The organism is Parasedimentitalea psychrophila (assembly GCF_030285785.1).
GTDB lineage: Bacteria > Pseudomonadota > Alphaproteobacteria > Rhodobacterales > Rhodobacteraceae > Parasedimentitalea > Parasedimentitalea psychrophila.
Window position 1 is genome coordinate 3,304,181 of sequence record NZ_CP127247.1, and the last position, 20,617, is coordinate 3,324,797.

The following is a 20,617-nucleotide window of genomic DNA, read 5'->3' on the forward strand; positions in this document are numbered from 1 at the left end:
TCATGCGGGATTCATCCATATCATTGACGGTTGATTTGAATGCGGATGGCGTTTCGCATGGCTTCATGCGCTTGCCCTACAGCCGCGACGACAGTGCCTGGGGATCGGTGATGATCCCCATTACTGTGGCGAAAAATGGCGATGGCCCCACAGCCTTGTTGACCGGGGCCAATCACGGCGACGAGTATGAAGGGCCCTTGGCGCTGACCGCGTTGGCCTCGACCATTGACGTGGCTGAGTTGACCGGGCGCGTCATCATTGTGCCGTTCATGAACATGCCTGCTTTTTCGGCAGGCACGCGCACCTCGCCGATAGATGCGGGCAATATGAACCGGGTGTTTCCCGGGCGGCCAGATGGCACGGTGACGGAAAAGATCGCGGATTATTTCCAGCGGTATCTGTTGCCGCTGGCCGATGTTGTGCTGGATTTCCATTCCGGCGGAAAAACCCTGAACTTCCTGCCATTTGCGGCGTCACATGTGTTGGCGGACAAGGAGCAGGAGGCGCGCTGTAGTGCCGCCCGGGATGCGTTCAATGCTCCGTACTCGATGCTCATGCTCGAGATAGACAGCGCCGGAATGTATGACGACGCAGTTGAAGCCCTGGGCAAAACCTTTGTCACCACAGAACTGGGCGGGGCAGGGACCAGCACCCCTGAAACTGTTGCCATCGCCCGTAAGGGCCTGCGCAACCTGTTGATCCATGCCGGCATTATGCAGGGCGAAATGCAGCTGTCGCCCAGCAGGCATCTGGTTCAGGATGATGACAACTGTTTTCACTTTTCGCCGATTGGCGGAATGATCGAATACACCACAAACCTTGGTGGCCCCGTTGCAAAGGGCGATGTGCTTGCACGTATTTGGGACACCACCCGTACCGGGGTGCCCCCCTTGGACATTTACTCAAAAATGGATGGCCTACTGGCGGTCCGGCACACTTATGGCCTGATCCAGCCCGGCGATTGTTTGGCGGTTCTGGCACAGGAAGACAAAAAGGAAAATAAACTTGCTGACCAATGATCAACTTGCCCAATGGGATCGTGAAAACTTCTTTCATTCCTCCACTCACCTTGCCCAACACGCCCGCGGTGAGACCCCGACACGGGTGATCAAAAGCGGCGAGGGTGTTTATATCGTCGATCGGGATGATCGCAAAATGCTGGATGCATTTGCCGGGCTGTATTGCGTCAATGTGGGCTACGGCCGCACTGAAATCGCCGAGGCGATCTCAAAGCAGGCGCACGAGTTGGCCTATTATCATTCCTATGTGGGTCACGGCACCGAGGCATCCATCACCCTGTCGAAAATGATTTTGGACCGCGCCCCGGACAACATGTCCAAGGTCTATTTTGGTCAAAGCGGCTCGGATGCCAATGAAACCAACATCAAGCTGGTCTGGTATTACAACAACATTCTGGGTCGGCCAAAAAAGAAGAAAATCATCTCGCGCTGGCGTGGCTATCATGGCTCGGGCCTGATGACCGGATCCCTGACCGGGCTGGAGCTGTTCCACAACAAATTCGACCTGCCGCTGTCTCAGGTGGTACATACCGAAGCGCCGTATTACCTGCGCGGTGCCAAGCCGGGCATGTCCGAGGAAGAGTTCTCGGCCGATTGTGCGACCAAGCTGGAAGAGATGATCCTTGCTGAAGGGCCAGATACCGTTGCGGCATTCATTGGTGAACCGGTGCTGGGAACGGGTGGCATTGTGCCGCCTCCGGCTGGCTATTGGGCTGCCATTCAGGCGGTTTTGAAGAAGTATGACATCCTGTTGATTGCCGATGAAGTGGTGTCCGGGTTTGGCCGCCTTGGCTCGATGTTTGGCGCAACTCACTATGGGATCGAAGCTGATCTGATCACCATTGCCAAGGGTCTGACCTCGGCCTATGCGCCGCTGTCTGGTTCGATTGTGTCCGACAAAATGTGGAAAGTGCTAGAGCAGGGCACCGACGAAAATGGTCCCATTGGCCATGGCTGGACCTATTCGGCCCACCCAATCGGTGCGGCGGCTGGTGTTGCCAACCTGAAGCTGATTGATGAAATGGGGCTGGTTGAGAACTCTGCCACCACAGGGGCCTATCTGTTGGAGCAACTAACGGCGGCCTTTGGCGATCATCCATATGTGGCGCAGGTGCGCGGCGAAGGTCTGATGTGTGCGATCGAATTTGCCGAGACCAAGTCGCCTCTGGGGTTCTTTGATCCGGCCAAAAAGGTTGGCTATGCCATTTCGGCGGCGATGGCCAAGCGCAATGTGATCGCCCGCGCGATGCCCCAGGGCGACATCATCGGATTTGCCCCGCCGCTGTGCATTACCCCGGCAGAAGTGGATCAGGTGGTATCTGTCTGCAAAGAGGCCGTGTCCGAAGTGCTCGGCTAACCGTGCAACGGCCCATGTCAGAACCAGTCTGATTTGGGCCGTTCACCATCGTAGTGGTGATACATAGAAGACTGAAACCTGGAATATTGACTGAGTCAGGCAATTTTGGTTGTCGTGGCTGCCAGTTTGTAGCCTGATCCATGCACCGTCAAAATGACGCTGGATGTATCGTCATCAGCCATTAATTTGCGCCGCAGCCGTGCGATATGGGCATCAATGGCGCGGTCGGTGGCGGTGAGTGAGTTGCCGTAGATCAGGTCCATGATCCGGTCGCGCGTCAAGACGTCGCCTGCGGCGTCCGCCAGCGCCTTGGCCAGCGCAAATTCGGTGCTGGTCAGCCCCAGATCCAAGCCATCCGATATCCGCTTGGCTTTGGACTTCAGAATGTCCAATTCGATGTTCTCAAACCTGAGCCAGCGTGCCGCGGCGGTGTCCCTGGCCGGGCTTGCCGTCAGACTGACCCGGCGCCGCAGCACAGAGCGAACCCGGGCCAGAAGTTCGCGCGGCTCATAGGGTTTGGTCATGTAATCGTCGGCGCCGACTTCCAAGCCGATGATCTTGTCAAACACCTCATCCCGCGCCGTCAGCATGATGATTGGCACTGCCGAGCTCTTGCGGATCTCACGGGTGACATCCAGCCCGTCATCGTCCGGCAGGTTCAGGTCCAGAATAATCAGGTCAAATTGGTGTTTTTGAAGTTCAGCAAAAACGCGCTTGGCGGTATTGGCGATGGTTGCGCGATAGCCGTGCTTTCTGAAGAACCGTTCCAGAAATGCGGTCAGCTGGCTGTCGTCATCGACAACGAGAACGTGCTCGGTCATGCGCGGCTCCTGATTGCTACAGAGGTGATAACGGGCCTTGTAGTGAGTGACAATGACATCCAAAACTATACCATGGATACAGAGATATATCTCTCTCGGCAGATCTGGCCCCGTATGATCGCCGGTGCCGCTGTGGTTCTGATCTTGGGAACCGTTGTCTTGGGCGGGGTGCTGGGGCTGCAGAGCCGGCGGCAGTTTGTTGAGATCCATTCCAGTTGGGGCACCTATTCCGGCGCTGCCGAGCGCAAGGGGATACTGATTGGCTCATTGCGCGCCCATTTGGGATTCGGTGGCATCATCCACAATTTCAAGAATTACGTATTGCGTCAGGACCGGGTTTATCTGGTCGAGGCGCGCGCCCAGATTGGCCAGTTTTACGCGGTGGTCGAAGAGTTCAAGCAACTGGAGATTGATGCCGAGGAAAAGGCGGCGCTGGCTGTCGTTTTGAGCACCATACGGGTGTATGAAGCGCGACTGGATATTGCGACCCATGCCGCTGGCAAAGGTTGGAGTGCGGCGCAGATTGATACTTTGGTGCGGGTTGATGACCGGGCGGCCATTGCGGCGCTGGCCACATTGGAGGCCAACTGGGAGGCGATCCAGCTGGCGTCGCGCAGCCGCATCGAAGCGGCTGTGCTGCAGGGGCAGCAATTGATCCAGATTGGCTTTGTCTCGATTTTGGCGCTGTCACTGGCCTCGGTCATTATTGCCGGAATGATATACTTTCTGGTGCAGAATCTACATAGGGCGCAGTCGCTGCTGGCGCTGGAACTGGGTGAACGCCGCCGGTTGCAACGCTCTGAAAGCCAGTTGACCACTGCGGTTGAACAAAGCCCTGCAACAATCGTGATCACCGACACCGATGCGCGCATTCAATATGTGAACCGGAAGTTTGAAACCCTGTCCGGCTGGAACCGGGATGAGGTTCTGGGAGAGACACCGGGTTTTTTGCAATCGGGCAGAACCTCCAATGGGACCTATGCCAACCTGCGGCAGCGATTGTTGGCCGGAGACAGCTGGTCCGGGGTGTTTCTGAACCGAAAGAAAAATGGCTTGGAGTATTGGATTGATACGACAATATTACCGCTGATGGCGGCGGATGGCACCATTCAGAGCTTTATCGCCACCGGCGAAGATGTCACCGAGCAACGCCATGCAAGGGATCAGGTGGTGCGGGCGCAAAAGCTGGAGGCGGTGGGGCAGCTGTCGGGCGGTATTGCGCATGATTTCAACAATATTCTAACGACAATCATTGGCTCGGCTCATCTGGCTGGCTTGGATGCCGACGAAGGCAGTGATCTGGCTGGCGAGATCGAACAGATAGATATTGCGGCGCGCCGGGCGCAGAATCTGGTGCGCGAGTTGCTGACTTTTGCGCGGCGCGAGCCCGGCCAGCTGAAAGCCGTCGATCTGAGTGAGATTGCCCGCGAGGTGACGCGGTTGATGCGGGCCTCTATGCCGCCGACAATTAAGCTCAACTGCGCCAGATCCGCGCCCGTCGTGGTGCTGGGCGACCCGACCCACCTGCATCAAATTGTGATGAACCTGTGCCGGAATGCGCTAGAGGCCATCGGAGCAGACGACGGCATAATTACAGTTTCATTTTCGTCCGTTGACACCCCGACTGGCTTGCCTCAACGCGACGGCGGTTGGGTGCAGCTGCAAGTGCATGACAACGGCTCGGGGATGAGTGAGGAAACCCGGTCACATTTGTTCGAGCCGTTCTTCACCACCAAACCACTGGGCAAAGGCTCGGGGCTTGGTCTGGCGGTGGTCTACGGGCTGGTGCAGGACATGGGCGGGCAGATCTCGGTCGACAGTCAGCGGGGAGACGGAAGCTGTTTTTCGATCCTGTTGCCCGGCAGCTCGGAACAGGCCCTGTCCGAAGCGAAGGCACGTGGGGATTTGCCGCGTGGCAGTGAAACCATCATGCTGGTGGACGATGATATCGAGATTTCCGGAACCTTCCGGCGGGTATTGTTGCGGTTGGGCTACCGGGTCGAGGCATTTTCATCGCCGGTTGTCGCATTGGAGCGATTCAAGCAGAAGCCAGACCGGTTCGATATCATTCTGTCGGACCTGATGATGCCCGAGTTGAGTGGAGAGGCGCTGGCGACCTCAATCCGTGGGATTCGGCCTGACATTCCGATCCTGTTTTGCTCAAGCTATAAGCTGGATGGGATTTCGGTTCCGGGGGGGCTGCCACAGGTGCTGGACAAGCCGGTCGATCCCGCACAGCTGGCGCATTTCCTGCGCCAACTTCTGGATGATGTGAATAGTTGACGCCCCAGTTAACCGTCCAGTTATCCGTCCGGCGATCCGGGGTGGTCACATTCCGTCACATCTCAGAACATTTCGTCACCTTGCTCACAACATCTTGAGGGCGGGAATCGGTTAGCGTCACGGCGAGCAGCCGGAGGGCCACTCCTGTTTCTGTGGGCCGGTGGGCCCCGGTTGGCTTGGACGCCGGACCCGGCAAGGGCCGCGCTGATCAACAGAGACCTTCGGTCGGGATCGCCCCCTTTGCAAGGTCGATACGGGAAAGGCGATGCCGATGCTGTTTAGAACCCTGGTTGCGGGCGCGTTGATTACTGGCAGTTCTGTATGGGCGCAAGAGGCTGTGACGCCATTGCCGCCCTTTGAGGTGAACCCTGCGCAGGCTGAGCTGGGCAAGCGATTGTTTTACGATGCGCGCCTATCTGGGGATACCAGCCTGTCATGTTCCAGTTGTCATCAGGCTGATAAGGCCTTTGCCGACGGCGAGGCGCTGTCGCAGGCCTATAGCGGCGGCGCCCATTTCCGCAATGCACCGGGTCTGGCCAATGTCGGCTACCGGGCTGCCTGGCTGCATGACGGCAAACTGGGCACCAATCTGAACGATGTGGCGCGGGAGATGATCACTGAGACCTTCCTGATGAACATGGATATGCGCATCATGCAGGAGCGGTTCAAACAGGATCCGGTCTATGTCGATATGTTCGCGGCTGCCGGCTATGGTGAGCCATCCAATGGCGGGGCCCGCAATGCCCTGCAGGAATTTCTGAAAACCATCATATCGCGCAATGCGCCTGTGGATACGGGTGAAATGTCAGAGTCGGCGCAGCGCGGTCAGGTCTTGTTCCAGGGCAAGGGGCAATGCGCGACTTGCCACAGCGGTGAACGGTTCACCGATGACAGGCCACATAACATTGGCGTGCCGAACAATCCGGAAATCTGGTCCGACCCCATGCGCCATTCAGTGTTTGTCACTTATGCCAAGTTCATGGGGGTCGAGAACTACATGAACATCCGCGAAGACCTGGGCGCCTATGTGCGGACCCACCAGGAAGAAACCAAGCGCAGCTTTCTGACGCCCAGCCTGCGCGAGCTGACCTATACCGCGCCCTACATGCACAATGGGATGATTGCGACGCTGCAAGATGTGGTGGACTTCTACGATGGCGGCGGCGGAGAGGACCTCAACAAAGACCGCATTCTGCAACCGCTGGGCCTGATTTCGGGTGAAAAGGATGATCTGGTGGCCTTCCTGCAGGCGCTCAGCGGCGACAGTTTTGAGACTGAGGCCTATGTCTGGCCGGATGCCGACTTTGGCTACCAGCTGATCGAAGACTGGCGCAACGTGAACAATTGAAGGAGGCCGGGACATGAAACGCATTCAGACGCTTATGGCAGGCCTTGCTGTCATCGGGGCAACAACCGCTCTGGCCGAGGGCGAGCGGCCGGCCCAATTGGCACCGCTTGGCCCGCCGCCGATCCCTGCGGATAACCCGCAGACCCCCGAAAAGATCGCATTGGGTGAAATGCTGTTCTTTGATCCGATCCTGTCGGGCAATTTTGCGATGCCCTGCGTCTCTTGCCACATGCCTGATTCAGGCTGGGCGGTGCAGGAGAAGATCAGCTTTGGCTATCCCGGCACCACCCATTGGCGCAACAGCCAGACCATCATCAACTCGGCCTATTACGGCAAACTGTTCCTGGCTGGCTCCTCCAAGTCGCTTGAGGCGCAGGCCCGGTCGGCGGCGCGCGGCGGTGTGGCCGGCAATGGTGAAGACGACATGATGGAGGCGCGACTGGCCTTTGTGCCCGAATACCGCGCGGCCTTTGCCGAGGTGTTTGGCGACGACTGGCCCAATATCCGTCATGCCTATATGGCGATCGCCGCTTATGAGCGGACATTGGTGCAGACCGACACCCCGTTTGACGACTACATGAGGGGGGATGATAGCGCCCTGACCGATCAGCAACAGCGTGGTCTGGATATCTTCACCGGCAGGGGCAACTGCGTCACCTGCCATAACGGCCCGCTGCTGAGTAACGAGGCCTATTATAATATTGGCGTGCCGCCTTATGACGGCTGGCAGGATGATCCGATCGCCCAGATCACCTATCGCTTTGAGCTTTATGCGAAGGGGTCAACCGAAGTGATGTACCGCAGCACCAAGGATGATCCGGGGCTGTATTTCCGCACCAAAGAGAGCGTCGACAAGGGCAAGTTCCGGGTGCCGTCGCTGCGCTATACTCAATATACCTATCCCTACATGCACAATGGCATGCTGGAAACGCTGCGGGATGTTGTCGAATTCTACAACAACGGTGGCGGGACCAACGAGTTCTCCAAGACCAAATCCGAATTGATCCAGCCGCTGGGCCTGTCGGAGGCTGAAATGGATGATCTTGTGGCCTTCATTGAGAGCCTGTCAGGCGAAGAAATCCTGCCGGAATTCCCTGACATTCCCGAGATGCAGCCGCTTCCTGCGGCGTCCAACTGAAAGGAGATCTGAGGTGACTGTACTCGATCCCAAAATTGCTGCCGCAATCAACGGCGAAAATGACGAGGCGGCGCAGGCCGGAACCCGCAAATGCCTGATCAACCGTCGTCAGGTGCTGCTGAGTGGTGGCATTGCCACATCTCTGGTGATGGTGGGGATCCCCGGAGCGCCCGAGGCGCAGACTCCGGCGGTGATCTCGACCTATCCACGCAAGCTGATCGCCAAGTTGAGCGCGCTGAAGACCGACGAACCGTTTGACTTTGAATACCCCGACGAAGGCGAATACGCAGAGTCGATCCTGGTCAAGCTGGGCCAGGTATCTGGTGGCGGCATCGGCCCGGACAAGGACGTGGTGGCCTTTAACTACACCTGCACCCATCAGGGCGGGCCGCTGCAGGGCACCTATCAGGCCGCTGACAAGGCGCTGGGCCCGTGCCCGTTGCACCTGACCACCTTTGATCTGACCCGGCACGGGATTTTTATCTCGGGTCAGGCCTATCAATCGCTGCCACAGGTGCTGCTCGAACTGGATGGTGACGACATTTACGCCGTCGGCATGTTTGGCCTGATCTACGGCCGCTTTGACAATCTACAGGCCTGAGGAGTACCACTGATGTCCACTCCGTATTATGTCCCGGAAGAAGCCGTTCCGCTGCCTCCACCCGATGCCGAGGTGATTGCAACGGCATGTGATTACTGCATCGTTGCTTGTGGTTACAAGGTGTACCGCTGGCCGGTGCGCGGTGGCAACCGGGGCGGGGCTTTGGCGGATCAGAACGCATTTGGCGAAGATTTCCCGGTGTCGCCACTGGGGCCTTGGGTTGCTCCGAACCAGCATAATATCGTGTTGCACAATGGCGAGCCGCACCATGTGGTGATCATCCCTGATAAGGATGCCGAATTCGTTAACTACTCTGGTAATTCGTCGATCCGGGGCGGTGCTCTGGCGCAAAAAGTCTACAATCCGCAGACCCCAACCCGGGATCGCCTGAAATCACCGATGGTGCGGATGTTCGGGGTGCTGATGCCGGTGACCTGGGATTTTGCCCTGGATATCGTCGCTGCCGTTGGCAACGATGTGTTGAAAAAGCACGGCACCAATGCCTATTGCGTCAAAACCTTCTCTTACGGCTACATGGAGAACACCTACGCGATTACCAAATACGCGCTGGGCAATATTCGAACCGCCAATTTCACCTTTCATGACACGCCTTCGGATGTGTCGTCGACGCCTGGTTTCCGGGACGCGGGGTTTGACAATTTTGCCCCCAGTTATGACGACTGGGCCGAGGCGGACACATTGCTGATGTGCGGCACCGACCCCTACGAGACAAAAACCATCCTGTTTACCGACTTTATCATGCCGGCCATCTTGGGGGGGCAAAAGGCGATCTTTATGTTGCCACGCAGTACCGCCGGAGTGGCCTTTGCCGTGAAGAACGGTGGCCTGTTGCTGGACATTCAGCCCGGCACCGATCTGCCGGTGGTGCTGGCCATTGCCCGCATCATTGTCGAAAACAACTGGCAGGACGACGACTGGATCAAGACTTGGGTCAACAACAAATGGGAAAGCTCCTCGGGGTTTGGTCAGGGGACGCGGAACACGCCCTGGCAGTGGCGCACCACATGGGGCAAGTTCCAGACCGATGGCTTTGACGACTGGAAAGACTGGCTGCTGGCGCAGGACTATTCGGTGCCGGAAAAGGCTGCCGAGATTGCCCAGATTGATGTGCAGAAAATCTATACTGCTGCCGAATGGATGGCCAAACCCAAAGCAGATGGCAGCCGCCCCAAAACCTCGATCATGATCGAAAAGGGCTTTTACTGGTCCAACAACACCGGCAACACTCAGGCGATCTCGGCGCTTGGCATTGCCTGTGGCTGTGGCGGTCGTCCGGGCCAGGTGATTGGCCGGGCGGGTGGCCACCAGCGGGGGGGCTTGCGCGGTGGCGGATACCCACGCAACAAATCGCCGGAGAAACTTCCGGGCCGTCGCCGTCGGGCGATGGACACCGACCGGTATTTCATGGCTGGTCACACCCGGTTCGCCCATGTCATCGGCACCACCTGGGTGCAGGCGATGTGCGGCACCCAATCTTTGCAAACCAAGTTCGACGAGCTAACAACCCGCAACCCACATCAGGTGTCCAGCTTTGAAAAACAGGATATCATCGACACGCTGATCATGCGCGCCGACAGTGGAGGCACGGTGGTGGTCAATCAGGATATCTATCTGGTCGATCCGATAGGGGCCCGCTATGCGGACATCGTGTTGCCTGCGTCGGGGTGGGGTGAAGAGGACTTTACCCGCGCCAACGGCGAACGGCGCATCCGTCTGTATCCCAAGTTCTACGATGCCCCGGGGGAGGCAAAGCCGGATTGGTGGATCATCGCCCAGCTGTCCCGGAAAATGGGTTTTGAAGGCTTTGACTGGCAAAACTCCAACGACGTGCTGGAAGAGGGGGCCCGGTTCTCGCGCGGGTCGCGCAAGGATTTCTACATGGTCAAGGTTGCGGCGCACCGCGAAGGCAAGACCTTGCACCAGAAACTGGGCGAGTTTGGCACCAATGGTATCCAGGGCCCGGTGCTGATGCGGGCCGATGGCACGCTGGAGGGCACCAAACGGCTGCATGACATCACCCGGAAACTGCCAGCTGAGGGGCCGGTGGGCGGTAACGTCTTCAACAAGAAACTGACCCACTTCAACTCTCAGACTGGCAAGTGCAACATCCAGAAAGCCCCCTGGGATCTGTTCAGCTCCTATTGGGAATGGATGAAACCCCGCGAGGATGAAATCTGGATCAGCTCGGGAAGGATCAACGAGCGCTGGCAGTCCGGTTACGACGACCGCCGCCGCCCTTATATCGTGCAGCGCTGGCCGGAAAACTGGATCGAGATCCACCCAAAGGTGGCAGCGGCACGTGGCATCGAAAATGGCGATTACGTTCAAGTTTACTCGGACCGGATCCCGGTTCAGACTGAGACGATTGTGGGCGTCAATGGTGATGATTTTGAATTTTCATCGCTGCTTAAGAATGGCCATATTGAGCTGACCAAAGGGTCGATCACCGCAGTGGCGATTGTCACTGCGGCGGTCAAAGAGAACCTGGGCTATATGGACTTCTTGCACCCGGCTCAGCCAGCCAACGCGCTGTCTGGCCGCGTGGTTGACTGGATCAGCGGCAATTACAATTTCAAAATGGGGGTCGGCAAGCTGCGTAAAATGGGTGAAAGCCCCTACAAACACCAGTTCCGCTCGATGTCCTTTGCCCGGCGAGACATCGCCTAAGCCTAGGGTTATCGGCGGCATCCAGTCGCCGGTGATCACTGATTGACGACGAAATACGAGGCATGCCATGGTGGCTGATCCGATCCGCTGCGAAGACATCACGACCGCAATCCTGGGCCATATCCAAAGCGAAAACGAAGTGATCCGATGCGCTGCCGTCCGCGCGCTGGGCTGCTATGGCACCGCCGACCGACGCAGCCGCGAGGTGCTTCTTGGCCTGCTGCGTGACCCTGATCCCGACGTTCGCAGTGATGCAATCGAAGCGCTGGCACCGCTGGCGTGCCGCCAGGACGCTGCGGTGATCCTGCAGTCGCTGCAAGGCGATCCGGTGCGCGAGGTCAAACTGGCTGCGATCCAAATTCTGGTTGGCCTGCAGGACCAAAGCTGCATCCCGCAATTGCGGGCGCTGGCAAAAAGCAAATGTGAAGACGCTATTGCCTGGGAAGATGAAATTGCCGATTGGGACGATTGGCTCGACGTTCAGATTGCTGCCATTGCTGCCCTTGGCAGTCTGGGGGTGACAGACAGCATTGATGATCTGCTGGCGGCGTTGAATGATGAGATGGGCCAGACCCTGGACATCCCAGTGTTTCGCGCCCTGGCGCAACTGGGCAAACAGGGGCTGGTCCAACTGCTGGCCAGTGTCGAGGGCGGCAAGGGGTTATCGTGCCAGCGCGCCGCTGATGCGCTGGCTGAGGTGGACCCGGAATTGCTGCGGGCTCATTTGGATCAACTGCTTCAGGCAGAGGAGGTTGGCCTGCGCCTGCTGGGGCTTGAATTGCTCTCGGAGGATATGCCGCAAGCCGAGGATCTGGCAGTTCGTGATCCTTCCGAACATCTGCGTTGCGTTGCATTGCGCCGGTTTGCCGGGGCCCGTCCAGAATGGGTGATTGCGGCATTGGCGGACCCATCTGCCACCGTTCAGTCCACCGCGCTGGGGCTATTGGTGCTGCCTGTGCCTGACGATCTTGGTGATATGCTGGTGGATAACATGCAGGCCTGGTTGCAGACGGGGGATGATGTTCTGTCCCTGGCTTCTGCCAAGCTGTTGCCGAAATTTGCCGCCAACCGTGCGGTGGCAGTGCTGAGCGCTTTTGTTGTGGACCCGAGCTGGGTGATCGAGGCCAGAATAGCCGCAACCCGCAGTCTGGGAGGGCTTTGCGACCCGGCGGTACTGGACATACTGCAGCTGTTGCTTGCGGACCGAAGCCAACAGCTGAGGCTGGTGGCCTTGCACGAGATCAGATCGCGGGCTTTGAGCGGAGATCGGCAGGCGCTGAGCTATCTGGTGCGGGCCATTGATGGCACCCTGCTGGCAGAAGACGATGCCGTGCAACCGCTTGATCTTGGGGCGGCGGCAGATGTTGGGATGCAACAGCAAGAAGGGTCGAGGAATATCCGCATCAGCGAAGACGGTGACATTCTGGAGGCAGGTGAGGAAGAGCCGGATGTCTCTGGATCCACCCTGGCGTCCTTGCAGGCCACGCCTTTGGCGACGGATGAGCCCGCTGTCAGCCGCAGCGCCACAAAAAAGAGCCATAGGGTGGCCGTCGAAGGCCCGGATGCGGTGGCTGATGATCTGAGCTGCGCGGCTATGGCGGCGGCGACGGGGTTGAACGCGGTCCAAATTGCCGCTGCGGTGTTGGACCGGATCACAGCCCCGCAAGACATGATGCGGATCGCAGTATGGCGGCTTCTGCGGGCGGATTTCACAACCTGCCTCGAGACGGCTCTGGCGGCACCAATGGCCTTGGCTGACACGGTGCCCGAGGTGCGCCGCAATGCATTTGCGGTGCTTGTTGCAAGTGATCAGGTCGACAAATTTGTGCTGCAGGCGATTGAGGACAGCGATGCGCTGCTGCGCGCAGATGCGGTGGGGCATCTGCGCGGACACCGGCTGCTCGATTTTATTGCCGATCCGGTCGCAGGGGTGCGGCAGGCGGCGCTGACTGTCGCTTTGAACGGTGCTGACGCTGATCTGAAAGCTCAGGCGATTGCTCAGGTCTTTGAAACGGGCCGCGTGGATACCATTGGCTGGGGCCTGCAGCGGTCGGCCGAGATGCGCAGTCAGGCCCAGCTTCGGCTTGCCGACAAGACGGTTTCTGGCCGGGATCACTTTGTCATTCTTGATGCTCTCGGCACCAGTTGGCTGGCTGGTGATTCCTGCCGGATTTCTGCGTATGAAAAACTGGCAACCGCTTGAGATCGCGCCTAGATCCTGCGCCAAAAGACCCACGGGAAAACCGGCCAGTCGAAACCTGTGGCATTAGTGGGAGGGGCGGCATTTTACGCCGCCCAGCACCTGTTCTTATCGGCTAAGCCTTGGCTAACGCATAACAAACGGGTTGGCCATCGGAGCCTCAGATGTGCTGATCCAGGTGGTCTTGGTCCGGGTATAATCCTGGATCGCTTCCATGCCACCTTCGCGGCCATATCCGGATTGACCATAGCCACCAAAGGGCGCAATCGGAGAGACGGCACGATAGGTGTTGATCCAGCAGATGCCAGCTTTCAACCGGGCGGAAACCCGGTGGGCGCGGGCCAGGTTTTGGGTGAACACTCCAGAGCCCAAGGCAAACTCTGTGCCATTTGCGATGGCAATGGCCTCTTCCTCGGTGTCGAAAGGCAGCAGCGACATGACCGGCCCGAACATTTCGACCTTCAGTGTTTCGGTGTTCAGATCCCGGCATTCGACCAGCGTTGGTGCCATGTAGTTTCCCGGACGATCCAATCGGCTGCCGCCAAAGCGGATCGCGGCACCTTGCGAGGTTGCCACTGCCAGAGTTTGCTCGATCCGTTTGACCTGCGCGGCGGTGCACAGCGGACCAACATGGGTCGCGGCTGCCAGTGGGTCGCCAACGATGATCGAAGCTGCTTTTTCTTCAATCCGGCGTACCAATTCGTCAAAAATCGGGCGCTGGATCAACCCGCGTGATCCGGCGACACAGCTTTGCCCTGAGGCCCCGAAATTGCCGGCAATTAGGCCGTTTGCAGCGCCGTCCAGATCCGCATCCTCAAACACCAGGATTGGCGATTTTCCACCCAGTTCCAACGAGGTGACGGCGAAATTTTCGGCAGAGTTTCGCACCACATGGCGCGCGGTGTCTGGCCCGCCGGTAAAGGCAATCCGGTCAATGTCCGGGTGCCGTGTCAGCGGAATTGCACAGTTTTCAGCATCTCCGGTCAGAACTGATACCACGCCGGGCGGGAACCCGGCCTGCTCAAACAATCGGGCGAATTCAAGCATTGGCGCTGGCGCCATCTCAGAGGCTTTCAGCACAACCGAACACCCCGCCGCCAGGGCCGGTCCCAGCTTGGTCGCCGTGAGAAACATCTGAGCGTTCCAGGGCACAATCGCCACCACCACCCCGATCGGTTCGCGGCGGGTAAAGACATGCATGTCCGGCTTGTCGATCGGCAGCACAGCGCCTTCGATTTTGTCAGCCAGCCCGCCGTAGTACCGGTAATACTCGGCGACATACTTGGTTTGACTGGTTGTTTCGACCAACAGTTTGCCGCTGTCGGTGGTTTCCACATGGCCAAGCTGATCGGCGTTTCCTTCGATCAGATCAGCCAGTCGATACAGCAGTTTGCCGCGCTGGGTTTGCGTCATGTCGCGCCAGGACGGCTGCTCCAGCACCCGCCGTGCGGCTGCGATGGCACGATCCACATCCTGGGGGGCGGCGCAGGCGAATGTCGCCCAGCCTTTGCCGGTCGCAGGGTTCAGCGAGGTCATCACCTGACCGCTGGCGCCTTCGGTCCAATCGCCGTCAATGAACAGTTGATAATGCGGTTTCTGATCCATTTTGTCCCTCATCTGAATGCTGGCATGACGTCGTTGATAAACCGGGAAAGCGAGTCTCGTTTGCGCTCAAAACTCATGCCGCTGTCGATCCAGAAGGCGTATTCATCATAGCCAAGGTCCTCGTAGCGGCGGATCTGGTCAATCACCTGCTGGGCCGTTCCCATGGTCAGATCCCGAATAAGGTTTTCGGGTGCCATCATCTTGTTGGCGGCGATGTCTTCGTCTGACAGCGGCTCGATCAACCCCTGTTTTACGGGGCGTTTGTTCTGGAACCAGGCGCCGAAATAACAATAATAGCGCGACAGATCTTGTGCGGCCTGGGTGATATCCGCTTCATCTGCACCAACATAGGTGTGATGCAGCAGCATGATTTTTGGCCGGGGTCCGGAATGCCCGTCACAGGCGGCATTGAACCGGTCCATCAGGCTTTCGATTTCTTCTATCCCTTGCCATAGCGGCGTGACCTGAATGTTGCAGCCGTTCTGAACGCCAAATTCGTGGCTATTGGCATCGCGCGCTGCAAGCCAGATGGGCGGGCCGTTTTCCTGCACGGGTTTTGGCGCAGATGTGGTCGAGGGGAAGTCAAAGAACTCGCCCTTATGGGCACAGTCGCCGGCCCAGAGTTTCGGCAATAGTGGAACGATTTCGCGCATCCTTTGCCCGGCCTCCCAGGCGTCCAAACCCGGCATCATGCGCTCATATTCATACGAGTAAGCGCCGCGTGCGACCCCCAGTTCGATCCGTCCACCGGTCATCAGGTCGGCAGCTGCGGCCTCACCTGCCAGCTTGATTGGGTGCCAAAACGGCGCGATTACGGTGCCGGTGCAAAGGCGCACATTTTTGGTGTGGTGGGCCAGATCTACCAGTGTCAGCAGGGGGTTGGGCGCGATGGTGAATTCCATCCCGTGGTGCTCACCGGTCCAGACCGCACGCATCCCGCCCTCATCAGCCATCTTGCACAGCGCGATGAATTCTTGGTGAAGGACACTATGGGGCTGATCCGGGGTCAGGCGCTCCATATGTGCAAAAAGTGAAAAATCCATTTCTCAAGTCCTTTCAGGGAGGGCGTGAACATCGCCGTGCAGCGCGTCACCAAGATAGAGAGCAAAGCTGCGGCTTCGGGCCTCAATGGCGTAACGCCTCATCATCTGCGCGATGGCAGGGGTGGTGTAGTTCAAGGTGGCGAGGTCGCAGATCGGCACTGCCTGCAAGGGATCCTGTTGCGAGACACCAGTGCCGGATGCCAGGAAATACGCGTAGTGCAGGCTGCTTTGGGGGTCGTCAAAGACGGAATAGGCCTGGCCCAGTTGTGCAGGGACGCCGCGCATGGTCAGGTTCTGGCACAGGGTATGGCGCAATTGCCCGCGGTCGGTGCAGGTGATCTGCGGCGGCCGGAACCCATGCGGTGTCCGTTCCAGAAGAACATGATCGGCCTGTTGGATAATGGCGCCGCAGACCACCGTGCCCCTCGGGCTCTCAAGCGCGGCGCGTTCCAGGCCAAGGCTGAAATACTGCCCGCCAACATAGCCCAAACCGGGAACGGAATCATGGCTGTAGCCCTCGACATGTCCGATCAGTATGCTGTGGTCCCCGGCCTCTAGGGTTTGGTGAGTGGTGCAGGAAAACTGCGCAACAGCGCCTCTGATCAATGGCACGCCATGTAAATCTGGCAGATGCTCGACCTGTGCAAAACGGTCGCCTTTGAAACTGGCAAAGGTGTTTGAGATCTCTTCCTGTCCCTCGGCGAGGACATTGATGGCGAAATGGCTGCAATTGGCAAAGACCTCATAGCTCGACAGGAATTTGCCGGGACAGACCAACAGCAGCGGCGGGTCCAGTGATACCGACGAGAACGAGTTGGCGGTAAAGCCCACCGGCTGGCCATCGGGGTCAAGTGCGGTGACAACGGTGACACCAGACATGAAGCTGCCAAATGCATTGCGCAGGGCGCGGGGGTCCATTTTGCTCATCGGAAACACTCCTGTGCAAACGCCATCAAGCCAGCGTTGACCTGATCGGCATGGGTCATTGGCATCATGTGGGCAGCACCTTCGATGATGCTGGTCCGACCACGCGGCGCCAGGGCGGCCATTGCGTGCGACATGGCGGGGGTGGAATTCGGCTCCTTGCTTCCGGTCATAAACAGCGCCGGGCAGGGCAGGGTGGCGAGGTCGTCCGGTGCGGGGCCGTCCTCATTGGCAAACACCTGATAGGCCGCTGCATATCCCCTGGGATCAACGTCGCTTAGCCAGCCCCGGCAGGCCTCTCTGGCAGGGGAAGTTGCGGTCCCGAACCAGCGTTCAAGGGCTGCGGATGGGTCCGGGTGCGACAGGCCATCAAGACCTGCAGCCCGCGCCCGCACAGCCTTGCGGGCGGCGGTACCCCTTTGGTAAATGGCATTCAGAGCCACAACGCCGCGAACAAGACCGGGAAACCGAATGGCGATGTCCAGGGCGATCATTGCCCCCATTGAGTGACCGATGACCACACTTGGTTCTGACAGGGTGGCAGCTATGCGATCCGCATAGCGGGTCAGAGTCATGTCGCCAGCGGGTAAAACACTGGCACCATGCCCCGGCATATCAACCGCGGTGATTTTGTAATTGGTCGACAGGGTGTCGATCTGTCCACACCAGGCCTCGCCGCGCAAACCAACCCCGTGGATCAGCAGCAGCGGCGGGCCATCGCCTGAAACGATTGTGGACAGATCCCCCTGCTTAGACCGCGGCAGGGTTGTCCAGGTCATGTCCCAAATCCTTTAAGTCCTGATAACGATCGCCAATGCGGTGGTGGGGGCGGCCTCCGGTTGCGGCGCCAAGCACAACGACGATTTCGTCATCGCGTGGCGCGTCGGGGATTGAAAACTGCAGGGTCAGGTAGTGCGACCTGCGGCCTGCATCGTTCTTGTCCATCAGCGGCACCATAATCGGCGCATTTGCAGGGCCGCGGGTGTTGGTAAAGGCGAGGTAGGATTTGGCGTCCACTGCGTTGCGATAATGGTTGCCAAACCGCAGCGTGTGGATCAGCCCCGAGGCGTGCTCGATTTCACCGTTCAGGCCGACAACTGCGGCTTTGCCATAGGCCTCGATTGCATCTCCACTGCCAGCCAGTCGGATCATGCGGTCCGTCATCATCTCCCCAAGCACCGGGCCATAGGCCTGAATTTCGGGTTTCAGGTCTTCAACATAACGCCCCGCCCAGGGGTTGCGAACAACCGCCGCCACCGCAAACATGCGCCAGGGCCTGTCTGCCTTGCGAAAGCCTTCGATCAAAACCTCTTCGTCGTAGGTCACTATTTTTCGGATATCCGGTTGCATCGTCATTCTCCTGTTCGTCGCCAAAAGGTTATCCTGCCAGTCATCTTTTTTGACAAACGAATGAATTATGCGCATAGGTATTAGAAAGACTAATGGCTCGGTTGATCAATGGCAAAATCCCTTCCTCCTCTGACTTGGTTCCGGGCCTTTGAGGCCGCGGCGCGCCAGCTGAGCTTTACCGCTGCCGCAAATGAAATTGGATTGACGCAATCGGCGGTCAGCCAGCAGGTGAAGTCGCTGGAAATGCGGCTTGGTGTGGCATTGTTCAGCCGCCATGCACGGGGGTTGTCGCTGACCGATGATGGGCGAAAATTGCTGCCCAAAGTGGGCGCCGCCCTGGAAACCCTTGCGGCTGCGACGGATACCTTTGATGCCGCGCCACCGGAAAATCTTTTGACGATTGCGACGTCGGCCAGCGTCGCCCAGTGGATAATCGCGCCACATCTGATGGATTTCACCCAACGATATCCAGATATTCGGCTGCGGTTTCTCAGCGCTGTCTGGCCCGATGATTTTCACACCGCCCGTGCCAATGTCGAGATCCGCTTTGGGTCGGAAAAACAAGTTGGCAGCAATGCGATACCATTGACCCCCAACCGGTTGATCGCGCTGAAATCGCCGCGCCTGACCGGGCCACTGGCTGATCTGCCATTGATTGAGACGGTCGGTACCTCGGACGGTTGGAAAGCCTGGAACCAAAATATTGGCGGCGACCTCAGGCCCAAGATTTTTGCCGATTCCTATGGTATGGCACTTCACATGGCGATGCACGGCAATGGTGTGGCCCTTGTCAGCGAGCTATTAGCCGAGCACGGTATCCAGTCTGGACTATTGATGCGCGCACATGAGGCTTCGATTGCCGGCAAGGAAGGGTTTTATCTGTCGGTCAACAAGAGCTCTGCGGCGGCTGCAGTGTTTGGAGAGTGGTTTCTGGCGCGGACCTCGCGGTAGCCTGTGTCACAGGCCGTCAAACCGGTGGTCCCTTGTTGCTCAGCTTGGCTTGCGCCGCGCCGGGTTCTGTCTGCAATACCAAGGGCCGATACGAATGAGAACCATGGCAAAAGCGACAGTCCACAGAGTTGCCGCGGTCCAGAGAGCCATCATCGGGTCTGTTGAAATGTCGACCAGCGCACTGCGAACCACTGCGGCCAGCATCAGGAGCAGAAAGGCGAATGCAAGATCCCAGCTTGTCGCCAGAACGCGCCCGGTGTGCCCCATGGTGGCGCGCATCATCACGGCCAATGTCATACCGCCAATGGCGCCAATGCCAAATATATGCAGCCCGCTTACGGTCAGGCCCAAGCCGAACAGCAGCATCCCCAGCGGAATGAACGCATAGGCAATATGTAGCATTAACAAAAGCATGGTGGCTCTAACCCGATCACCCCGCCAGCGCAGCAGCCGGGCGACATGCATGATTGCCGCGCCAATCAAAGCGCCCTGCGAAATCCCCCAATCAGGGGCTGCCACCCAAAGCAACAGGCCAATTGCAGCGGCCAGAAGGCAGAGCTTGTCAAATCGGTTCATCGCAGCGGGCAACGGTCCCGGATTGTTTTTGACAAGCCAGTTCCGGGTGAAACTTGGGATGATGCGGCCGCCGATCAGTGTGATCAGGAAAATCACCACTGCAAAGGCCAATCGGCGTGCGTAGTCAGATTCTCCATTTTGCAGAACTTCGATGTAGAATAGAATGTTTGCGACCAAAAACACCCCAATGGGGCCGATGACCATCAGGTTGCGCCAGTTTTTACCGGCAATTATCTCCCGCAGTACAATGACAAGGATCGCCGTCAGGTAGCCGCAGTCAAGGAGCATGGTTGCGGTGAAAGAAAGCGGAATGATGCCGGCGACGGCCAGGCGGCCAGCAATCCATAACAGTGACAGGGCGGCCAGTGGCCAGCCTCGCACCGGCATGCGACCAGTCCAGTTTGGAATGGCTGTAAACAGGAACCCGGTGATAACGGCCGAACTATAGCCAAACAGCATCTCGTGAATGTGCCAATCAAGCGGCTGAAACGGGCCGGACAGGGTCAACTCACCTTGATAGATCAACATCCACATCAGGATGGAGATGCTGGCAAAACCAAGCGCCAACAGGAAAAATGGCCGAAACCCGTAGCTTAGCAGAGTAGGTCCGGTGTATTCTTTTCGAGGCATCATTTTGTATAGGGCCTTTCGGCAGAATATTGGAAGCGCTTGTCTTGATTTGATATTAGGATATGGGGGATTGGGGGGTCTTT

The 20,617-nt window shown here is 58.2% G+C and carries 16 protein-coding genes; 9 read left to right on the forward strand and 7 right to left on the reverse strand.

From position 1 onward, the window contains the following. Positions 1–2 precede the first annotated feature (2 nt). Together doeB and QPJ95_RS16120 are read left to right on the forward strand one after the other, a co-directional pair. Complete coding sequence (gene doeB, locus QPJ95_RS16115) at positions 3–1,019, forward strand: N(2)-acetyl-L-2,4-diaminobutanoate deacetylase DoeB (RefSeq protein ID WP_270917136.1); 1,017 nt, start codon at positions 3–5, stop codon at positions 1,017–1,019. After that, a complete protein-coding gene (locus tag QPJ95_RS16120; RefSeq protein ID WP_270917137.1) occupies positions 1,006–2,376 on the forward strand; it encodes an aspartate aminotransferase family protein in 1,371 nt (456 codons plus the stop codon). The genes doeB and QPJ95_RS16120 overlap by 14 nt, the downstream gene beginning before the upstream one ends. A gap of 95 nt (positions 2,377–2,471) precedes the next feature. Here QPJ95_RS16120 and QPJ95_RS16125 read toward each other — a convergent pair whose 3' ends face one another. Beyond that, positions 2,472–3,197, reverse strand: coding sequence for a response regulator transcription factor (locus tag QPJ95_RS16125; RefSeq protein WP_270917138.1), 726 nt, complete (start codon positions 3,195–3,197; stop codon positions 2,472–2,474). Positions 3,198–3,239: 42 nt separating this feature from the next. Between QPJ95_RS16125 and QPJ95_RS16130 the strand changes: the two genes are divergently transcribed. The 6 genes from QPJ95_RS16130 to QPJ95_RS16155 all read left to right on the forward strand — a co-directional run bounded on the left by QPJ95_RS16130 (position 3,240) and on the right by QPJ95_RS16155 (position 13,458). Beyond that, positions 3,240–5,480 (forward strand): hybrid sensor histidine kinase/response regulator, encoded by a 2,241-nt coding sequence (locus tag QPJ95_RS16130; RefSeq protein WP_286018139.1) that lies wholly within the window; start codon positions 3,240–3,242, stop codon positions 5,478–5,480. Between the two features lie 271 nt (positions 5,481–5,751). After that, positions 5,752–6,828 (forward strand): cytochrome-c peroxidase, encoded by a 1,077-nt coding sequence (locus tag QPJ95_RS16135; protein WP_270917140.1) that lies wholly within the window; start codon positions 5,752–5,754, stop codon positions 6,826–6,828. Between the two features lie 13 nt (positions 6,829–6,841). Then, positions 6,842–7,966, forward strand: a complete 1,125-nt coding sequence (locus QPJ95_RS16140) for a cytochrome-c peroxidase (RefSeq protein WP_270917141.1) — start codon at positions 6,842–6,844, stop codon at positions 7,964–7,966. Positions 7,967–7,979: 13 nt separating this feature from the next. After that, positions 7,980–8,567: an arsenate reductase (azurin) small subunit gene (locus QPJ95_RS16145; RefSeq protein ID WP_270917142.1), complete on the forward strand. Its 588-nt coding sequence runs from the start codon at positions 7,980–7,982 to the stop codon at positions 8,565–8,567. A gap of 12 nt (positions 8,568–8,579) precedes the next feature. Next, positions 8,580–11,255: an arsenate reductase (azurin) large subunit gene (locus tag QPJ95_RS16150; RefSeq protein ID WP_270917143.1), complete on the forward strand. Its 2,676-nt coding sequence runs from the start codon at positions 8,580–8,582 to the stop codon at positions 11,253–11,255. 67 nt (positions 11,256–11,322) lie between these two features. Then, entirely contained in the window at positions 11,323–13,458 is a 2,136-nt protein-coding gene (locus QPJ95_RS16155; RefSeq protein ID WP_270917144.1) for a HEAT repeat domain-containing protein, read from the forward strand. 123 nt (positions 13,459–13,581) lie between these two features. On the opposite strand, the gene QPJ95_RS16160 is transcribed toward QPJ95_RS16155, so the two are convergent. From QPJ95_RS16160 to QPJ95_RS16180, 5 genes are read right to left on the reverse strand one after another with little or no spacing between them, the layout of a single operon-like run. Continuing rightward, entirely contained in the window at positions 13,582–15,060 is a 1,479-nt protein-coding gene (locus QPJ95_RS16160) for an aldehyde dehydrogenase (protein WP_270917145.1), read from the reverse strand. A gap of 8 nt (positions 15,061–15,068) precedes the next feature. Then, entirely contained in the window at positions 15,069–16,103 is a 1,035-nt protein-coding gene (locus QPJ95_RS16165; protein ID WP_270917146.1) for an LLM class flavin-dependent oxidoreductase, read from the reverse strand. A gap of 3 nt (positions 16,104–16,106) precedes the next feature. Next, complete coding sequence (locus QPJ95_RS16170) at positions 16,107–17,030, reverse strand: flavin reductase family protein (RefSeq protein WP_270917147.1); 924 nt, start codon at positions 17,028–17,030, stop codon at positions 16,107–16,109. Next, positions 17,027–17,806, reverse strand: a complete 780-nt coding sequence (locus QPJ95_RS16175) for an alpha/beta fold hydrolase (protein WP_270917148.1) — start codon at positions 17,804–17,806, stop codon at positions 17,027–17,029. The genes QPJ95_RS16170 and QPJ95_RS16175 overlap by 4 nt, the downstream gene beginning before the upstream one ends. Next, positions 17,778–18,377, reverse strand: coding sequence for an amino acid synthesis family protein (locus QPJ95_RS16180; protein WP_270917149.1), 600 nt, complete (start codon positions 18,375–18,377; stop codon positions 17,778–17,780). The genes QPJ95_RS16175 and QPJ95_RS16180 overlap by 29 nt, the downstream gene beginning before the upstream one ends. A gap of 108 nt (positions 18,378–18,485) precedes the next feature. On the opposite strand from QPJ95_RS16180, the gene QPJ95_RS16185 reads away from it, so the two are divergent. Next, the gene (locus QPJ95_RS16185; protein ID WP_270917150.1) at positions 18,486–19,328 is read left to right on the forward strand and encodes a LysR family transcriptional regulator; all 843 of its coding nucleotides are present in this window, start codon (positions 18,486–18,488) and stop codon (positions 19,326–19,328) included. A 39-nt stretch (positions 19,329–19,367) separates the two neighbouring features. Here the strand turns inward: QPJ95_RS16185 and QPJ95_RS16190 are convergent, their stop codons facing one another. Beyond that, positions 19,368–20,537, reverse strand: coding sequence for an NnrS family protein (locus QPJ95_RS16190; protein WP_270917151.1), 1,170 nt, complete (start codon positions 20,535–20,537; stop codon positions 19,368–19,370). Positions 20,538–20,617: the final 80 nt, after the last annotated feature.

Excerpts from the sequence above, each read along its gene's own strand:
- doeB (WP_270917136.1), top strand. The coding sequence starts at position 3 with ATGCGGGATTCATCCATATCATTGACGGTTGATTTGAATGCGGATGGC.
- QPJ95_RS16125 (WP_270917138.1), bottom strand. The coding sequence starts at position 3,197 with ATGACCGAGCACGTTCTCGTTGTCGATGACGACAGCCAGCTGACCGCA.
- QPJ95_RS16135 (WP_270917140.1), top strand. The coding sequence starts at position 5,752 with ATGCTGTTTAGAACCCTGGTTGCGGGCGCGTTGATTACTGGCAGTTCT.
- QPJ95_RS16140 (WP_270917141.1), top strand. The coding sequence starts at position 6,842 with ATGAAACGCATTCAGACGCTTATGGCAGGCCTTGCTGTCATCGGGGCA.
- QPJ95_RS16150 (WP_270917143.1), top strand. The coding sequence starts at position 8,580 with ATGTCCACTCCGTATTATGTCCCGGAAGAAGCCGTTCCGCTGCCTCCA.
- QPJ95_RS16155 (WP_270917144.1), top strand. The coding sequence starts at position 11,323 with ATGGTGGCTGATCCGATCCGCTGCGAAGACATCACGACCGCAATCCTG.
- QPJ95_RS16160 (WP_270917145.1), bottom strand. The coding sequence starts at position 15,060 with ATGGATCAGAAACCGCATTATCAACTGTTCATTGACGGCGATTGGACC.
- QPJ95_RS16165 (WP_270917146.1), bottom strand. The coding sequence starts at position 16,103 with ATGGATTTTTCACTTTTTGCACATATGGAGCGCCTGACCCCGGATCAG.
- QPJ95_RS16170 (WP_270917147.1), bottom strand. The coding sequence starts at position 17,030 with ATGAGCAAAATGGACCCCCGCGCCCTGCGCAATGCATTTGGCAGCTTC.
- QPJ95_RS16175 (WP_270917148.1), bottom strand. The coding sequence starts at position 17,806 with ATGACCTGGACAACCCTGCCGCGGTCTAAGCAGGGGGATCTGTCCACA.
- QPJ95_RS16180 (WP_270917149.1), bottom strand. The coding sequence starts at position 18,377 with ATGCAACCGGATATCCGAAAAATAGTGACCTACGACGAAGAGGTTTTG.
- QPJ95_RS16185 (WP_270917150.1), top strand. The coding sequence starts at position 18,486 with ATGGCAAAATCCCTTCCTCCTCTGACTTGGTTCCGGGCCTTTGAGGCC.
- QPJ95_RS16190 (WP_270917151.1), bottom strand. The coding sequence starts at position 20,537 with ATGATGCCTCGAAAAGAATACACCGGACCTACTCTGCTAAGCTACGGG.